General features: G+C 28.7%; 5 protein-coding genes, 2 pseudogenes and 1 riboswitch. Of the genes and pseudogenes, 3 read left to right on the top strand and 4 right to left on the bottom strand.

Going from position 1 to position 6,694, the window contains the following annotated elements; all coding sequences use genetic code 11:
• Positions 1 to 50: 50 nt before the first annotated feature.
• A complete protein-coding gene (locus ACEW7V_RS01255; RefSeq protein ID WP_374695627.1) occupies positions 51 to 569 on the bottom strand; it encodes a hypothetical protein in 519 nt (172 codons plus the stop codon).
• A gap of 456 nt (positions 570 to 1,025) precedes the next feature.
• Positions 1,026 to 1,211, bottom strand: a pseudogene (locus ACEW7V_RS01250) (transporter substrate-binding domain-containing protein); the annotation flags it as partial.
• A gap of 369 nt (positions 1,212 to 1,580) precedes the next feature.
• Positions 1,581 to 1,756, bottom strand: a riboswitch (Lysine riboswitch).
• A 1,686-nt stretch (positions 1,757 to 3,442) separates the two neighbouring features.
• Between ACEW7V_RS01250 and ACEW7V_RS01245 the strand changes: the two are divergent.
• The 3 genes and pseudogenes from ACEW7V_RS01245 (at position 3,443) to ACEW7V_RS01235 (ending at position 4,757) form a co-directional block, all read left to right on the top strand.
• On the top strand, positions 3,443 to 3,652 hold the full coding sequence (locus ACEW7V_RS01245) for a hypothetical protein (protein WP_374695626.1): 210 nt from the start codon (positions 3,443 to 3,445) through the stop codon (positions 3,650 to 3,652).
• 215 nt (positions 3,653 to 3,867) lie between these two features.
• Positions 3,868 to 4,023: pseudogene (locus ACEW7V_RS01240) on the top strand (amino acid--tRNA ligase-related protein); the annotation flags it as partial.
• Between the two features lie 416 nt (positions 4,024 to 4,439).
• Positions 4,440 to 4,757: an amino acid--tRNA ligase-related protein gene (locus ACEW7V_RS01235; RefSeq protein ID WP_374695625.1), complete on the top strand. Its 318-nt coding sequence runs from the start codon at positions 4,440 to 4,442 to the stop codon at positions 4,755 to 4,757.
• 1,059 nt (positions 4,758 to 5,816) lie between these two features.
• Here the strand turns inward: ACEW7V_RS01235 and ACEW7V_RS01230 are convergent.
• The gene (locus ACEW7V_RS01230) at positions 5,817 to 6,035 is read right to left on the bottom strand and encodes an integrase zinc binding domain-containing protein (protein ID WP_374695624.1); all 219 of its coding nucleotides are present in this window, start codon (positions 6,033 to 6,035) and stop codon (positions 5,817 to 5,819) included.
• Positions 6,032 to 6,502, bottom strand: a complete 471-nt coding sequence (locus ACEW7V_RS01225) for a reverse transcriptase-like protein (protein ID WP_374695623.1) — start codon at positions 6,500 to 6,502, stop codon at positions 6,032 to 6,034. Before ACEW7V_RS01225 ends, ACEW7V_RS01230 begins: the two co-directional genes overlap by 4 nt.
• Positions 6,503 to 6,694: the final 192 nt, after the last annotated feature.

Genomic DNA, 6,694 nt, shown 5'->3' with positions numbered 1-6,694 from the left:
AACTAAAATAGGAGTTTGTGATCTTTTAATAACGGGGCAAACAATATAGCTCATTGTTTGAATATGTGTGTTCTACAAAGACAAGGAAGCCTCAATTTGCCCTTTATCCAAGAAATATTTTTAGTAATAATTTCTGAAATATAGCCCATAGTGACTGAAATGGTACATATAAACGGCAAACATTGGGTAGCGCAAGTAATGCGGGACGTAAAACTCTTTAAGAAAAAATAACTCACAAAAGCTTGCACCAACATAGGAGTACTTTTAATAATCCATATATAAAAAATTAATAATTCTACATCTATTTGATGCAAATAATAAATTAAAAAATGACTTTTCTTTTTGGTAATATTTAACACTTGGAAAAGAACTAACAATAAAGATAAGACAAATCCTCCAAAAGTGCCATAAATCCCAAATTTAAGAGTTGTTAAAATCCCTCTTTTATAAAGAGAAAAGTTATTTTTAAAAATAGACCATATATTTAATGTATCTTTTTCTGAGGTTTGTTTATACATGAATTCTTTTCTTTTATCTGAGGTAAGTTCTTTTGTTAAAAAATCTTCCAATGTCTTCTTTGGTAATTTTGTTTTGTTGTTAATAAATTCTTTGTTGATAACAACGTTTTGAAATCCAATACTTAAGTATTCCAGCGGCTTGTTTTATTTCTTTATATAAACTGTTTCTTTATCTTTTTCGATGATTTGAGCTTGTTTTATTTCTTCATCTTGTTTTATTTTATTATCTAAAATTATTTCTTTTTCATTTCTAGCTTTATCTAAATTATTATAGGTTTGTAAATGTTTTTTGGAACTAACAGATTTTGTATAACTAAATAAATGTTACGGAATCTGTTTGAACTTTTTCAGCTTGAACATTATCAAAATTGTCAATTCCTTCCTAAAACTATTTCTAACTTAATGTTTTGCACATTTTTTTTCGTAAAAAGTTCCTCGTTGATATAACATTTTTCCAGGTAATTGAATTTTGTCATTAACTATAAATTCACCCTTATTAGGATATTTTTATTTTATAACAATAACATAAAATTGATCTTCATCATAATAAGAATTATCAGTAAAATCAATTGGTCTTGTCTTTCTTTTTGTTTTACTCATCCCTGCAATAATTAAATCAATATCTCCATTTTGACAAGCAGGAATTAAACTATCAAAATCTATTTTTTTAATTACTAATTTAATTTTTTTATCATACTTTGCATTTAAATAATCAACTAATTCTTTAGCTACTAAAACGTCATATCCAGCAACTAAATATCACTTTCTTTGCCATTTATTTGTTAAAGGAGTGCAAGTCTTTTTATCTTTATTATTAGAAAGATAATTATAAAGGTTTATAATTGCATTCCATTTCCTACAACTAAAGTATTTTCATCTTTGTTTTTAGTATTTTGAGGATAAAAATCATCATATAATAAAAAAGATACAATAATAGTTAAAATTGTTAAAAAAGATATTTAGCTTTAAAATAATTCTTAATTCTTGAAAAAGATAACGTTAGCAAAATGATTTTCCTTCCTATAAAACAAAAAACCTTCTTAAAAAGAAGGTTTTAGAGAACTTGATTAAAGCGCCTTTACTGTTAAAACAGCAAGAATATTATAGATATTTTCTACTATAATCTCATAATAAATTATTGCCATAATTATTATTCGGCGATGGTTACCTTTCTTATGCTTCACAGAATGCCTTCCTTCACACATATACTCTTTTACACCGCTACCTCTTTTTGATTTTATATAAAAATTTTTATTTTAGTAATCGAAACATGTATAATAAAAAATTTATTATATAGTAAATTATAACATAATTTTTTAAACTGTTTCGTTTATTTAGACAACTTAATATTTTAAGATGATATAGTTTCTATTTTTCATTTCATCTGCAATTTTAATTTTTTCCATAATCACTTTTAGCAAATTCAATTTCATATTTAATATCAAAAACGCCATCTTTTAGATTTTATCCATTTTAATAAGGTAATATTTTCATCTTTTTAATATCTTCTATATTGATATTTTGATTATGTTTTGTTTGTAATTCTTTTGGATGTGCTCCATTATGCTGGTATTATTATTTTTTATTGTTTTTTAGTTTTCATGTTTTCATATTTTGTTTCTTTTCCTTTTGTTTTTTACTATAATAAAACTTACTATACTAAGAAACTTTTACAAATAAAACAGTTTTTACGATATGCCAAGGTCAAAAGAAACAAAAAGAAACATAAAGCAAAAAACGCAAGGAAAATTAAAGACTTGGTGCTTTTGTGACTTATGGCAAAATAATTAAAATGCGATTTACAACAATTTGCACTAATCCTATTTTAACACATTTGGACAAAAATATCCAAATTAAGGAATAACATATAAACTAAATTTGGAATCCCATTATAAATATTTTCATAATCTTAATAAACTTATATATCACTTTACAAATTTATCATATAACTATTTAAATTTATTCATTTTGAAAGTCCATTTTTGCATAAAAAAGTTCAAAAAAATCCAATTTTTTTTCACAAAAAGCACTTTTTGCTGTTGTTTTTTAGTAAATATTTTATCTTAAAAAAACAAAATGGAGGTTTAAAATGTATAACGAAGGAATGTTTGATGTTTCACTTAAGGGATGATGACAGGATTAATTGTATTTTTAATAGCTTTAGCAGTTTTCTTTATTGTCCTTTTTTACAAATGGGGATATAGTTGCGAAATGAATAGCAAAAGACATTGTGTTGCCTTTAATAGTTGCTTTTTTATTAGGCGGCATTCTTTGATTTCTTATTAGTTATTTGGTTGGAACCAATAAAAAATACCAAAACCGCTGATATAAATAATTTTAATATTTACTTATTTTGTTAAAAACATCCTTTTTAAAAATTATCTTTTTACCAAATAATCTCTTTTAAAACTATTTTGATTTGAATTTTTAATTCATCAATCAAAACAAAAAACAATTTTAATTTTGTAAAATTCCATTACCAACCCAAAAGGCATTCTTTATGAGTGTCTTTTTTTATTTTATCCAAACTAATTAACTTTTTTTGCTTTTTCAAACCACCAAATAAAAAAAATTGCATTTCCCCACAAAAAAATCCTCTAACCTATCCAAAAACATCACCAAAACCAAAAGTTTTTTTGCATAATAAAGCAATAAATGTTTAAAAAAAATAAATGATGCAAGGAGCATATCAATGGCAGCAAAATTAAGCGAACAAGAAATCATTAGACAACCAAAAAAATGAATGAATTAAAAAAAATAAACATCGATCCTTTTGGAAAAAATTTGTCCCTTCTAAATTCCATCAGACAAATTCTTTTGCAATACCAAAAAGCAGATAGTCTAGCTCTCGAAAAATCACAAATCAATGTTTGTGTAGCTGGCAGAAATCGTTTTAAAAAAGAGGACAAGGCAAAGCAGGTTTTTTGCATTTACAAAGATTTAATTTCCGAATGCAAGCATATATAAACGCTACGTTTAGTGAGCAAAAAGATCTTTTTCAGATTTATCAAAATTGTGATTTAGGAGATATCATAGTCATCAAGGTTTTTTATTTAAAACCAAAAACGCAAAAATTAACCATTAAAGCCTTTGGAATTTATTCATCTTACCAAATCCCTAAAACCTTTACCTGACAAATTTCATGGCTTGCAAAACCGCGAAGAGATGAGAAAAATCGCTATGTTGATCTAATCGTAAACAGAAAAAACAAGACAAGTATTTTTAACTCGCAGTTTGATTATGAAATACATTAGAAATTTTTTTTGATAATCAGGCTTTTTAAGTAGAAACTTCCTATTTTACAACCAACTTTGGGAGGCGCTTCTGCCAAACCTTTTATCACTCATCACAACGTTTTAATTGTGATTTTTACTTGAGAATTGCTACCGAATTACCCCTTAAAAAATTAATTGTTGGTGGAATGAATAAAGTCTATGAAATCGGACGTCTTTTCAGAAATGAAGGAATTGATGCAACACATAATCCCGAATTTAGCACTAGTTGAGGGCTTACTTGGCTTATGCTGATATGCAAGATATTATGGAATTAACAAAGCAATGCTTAAAGAATTAAATGGTCTAAAATTGTTTGGCAAGTTGCAATTTACTTACCAAACCAAGAAATTGATTTTTCCCATTTTGCAAAAGTGTAAGTATGCTGGTTGCATCAATCAAGGAAAAAACAGGAATTGATTTTACAGATAATTTTACCTTGGAACAATGCCTTTCTTTGGCAAAAAAAAACACCAAATTAGTTATGCCCCATTTTAGTCGGACATATCATTGAGGCTTTTTTTGGAAAATACGTAGAAAAAACTCATTCAACCTACTTTTTGTCTACGGACACCCACTGGAAATAAGTCCTTTTGGCAAAACAAAACGAAGCTGATCCTCGCTTTACTGACCGTTTTGAACTTTTATTGTGGTAAAGGAATTTGCTAATGCTTTTAGCGAACTTAACGATCCTATCGAACAAAGAAAAACGTTTTTAAATCAATTACAACAAAAACAATTAGGCAACGACGAAGCCAATGACATGGACTATGATTTCCTAAAAGCCCTTAATTATGGCATGCCTCCAACTGGTGGTCTTGGAATGGGACTTGATCGTTTGGTTATGCTTTTAACCGATACTGCAAATATTCGTGATGTTATTTTATTTCCACATTGTAAAAATCAAAATAAATTTAGTCAAAACAAAACAGAAAATAAAGCCCTAACGAATAACGATAACGAATAAAGCAAGCAAAAACCAACAAGCCAAAAATAAATTATTCCCAAAAGCAAAAATCTCCAAATCACCAAAGCCCAAAAATCCGAAAATAAAAAAAGGGTAAAAAATATTTTATATAAAATGGGTTAATGATAATTAAATATTTTTTGTTGCAAAAACAACCGAAGGCAAAAAATTAAACAAAAAAGACAATTATAATTATTTTAGGATGCAATTTTTACATTTTTTCCTTAATTTTAATTTGTGGAGTTTATTTTTTAACTAACTTTACTTTGCCAAAATACCAAACTCAAATCATAATGCAACATTCCCCAAACCCAAAGTTCACGATATTTATCTAGATTCAATATGCAGACAAGTCAGAAATTATATCAAAAAAATCCCAAATTCTTTTCTGTTTGCGATAACTACCTATTCTTTTTGTTATTATTTGTGTTCTTTGCAAAATTCAAAAAAACCTTTTTGCCTCAAAAATGCTCCAAAGAAATTAATATATGTCTATCAAAAAGACATTGATTTATCAGAGAAATACGGCTATGGTAATAACACTCATAGCATCAGAAGATTTAAAAAATTCTCGATTAGGTATTAAAAATTTATACCTTTTGGGTTAAAAAGATGGTTCGCAAGCAGAACCAAAACAAAGAGATGCAATAATAAATTCGTCGTCATCAAGAACTAGACAGAAAAACTGGGATGGTTCGACAAATTTGCAAAATTGGCAAAGCCAAAATTGGGAAGACGAATTAGAAGAAAAGTGGGAAAAAGAGTTCCAAACAGATTGGGAAGATGAATAAAGTTTTGCAAATCACAAAAAATAAATAAAATTAGAAAATCCAAACAAACATCCAAACAAACAAACATCCAAAAACAATACTTTTATTTTTCAGCCAGCAAGGAAGTGCAATTATGAGAGGCGTTTTTTATTTGCAAAGTTTTTATAGCTTATTACAAAGTCTTAATTCTTTAGAAACTTTGGTACAAAAAGCCAAAGAAAATTATTATGATTTTGTTGCTTCCTGTTCTTTATCATTTCCCATTGAGCAAATGGCCAAGAGCTATTAATTATGCCAACTGGCTAGCAGGACGTCTTTGGATATTTGCATATCTTTGACAAGAATCACATCTTCTTACAAAATCTGCAGCATCCTTTTGCATAGTCGGCCAATAATAACCCTGTCTTATGATTTTATAGGCTAAAGATCTTCCTCTAATGATAGCACATATACCCTCATGTACTTCTCTAAGAGCATAATCAGCATCCGAAGGAATCAGACATTTCAACAATGGCTGAGTAAATGATTTTTATATAATAAACCATCCAAGATGACATATTGAGCAGCCCATTTTCTAATCTGCTTAGCTTCTATATCATTTTTAGGCAATATTCCTTCAGTCAGGTACTTTACTATCGGATCCATCCAATTCATTTCTGGTTCTATTTGGAGAACTTTTTCTTTTTCAGTTGCCGAGATACTCGGAATTTCCAAATATTCCACAAAGATCCGACCCATCTGTTCAGGTGTAGAAGTAGCTAATCTGGATAATGCATCGGCTCGAGAATTTTTGATTCTAGGGATGTGACTGATATCCCATGAATCGAATGAAGTCCCCAGTTCTTTGACTTTCTTCAAATATAAACTCAAAGTGGTGTCATGAACCTCAAAGTCCCCTTTCACCTGATTGACAACCAGCTGTGAATCAGACAATACCTTCAATCTTCTGACATTTACCTCTTTTGCAATTTTCAAACCTGCTAAAGAGCCTCATATTCGGCTTGATTGTTAGAAGCTTTAAAAGAAAACCGTAGTGCATACTCTATGGCATCCCCATGAGGTAGATAAGATTAACCCCCTCCTGCAGCCAGAAGAGTTGGATGCCCCATCTACATGTAATACCCAGGGTGCATCGGTCATTTCTATTTCAATAGATGATTCGTGTCC

This window comes from Areca yellow leaf disease phytoplasma (genome assembly GCF_041920595.1).
Note: the sequence above shows the minus strand (reverse complement) of the source record. Positions and strands in the feature narration are given on the sequence as shown.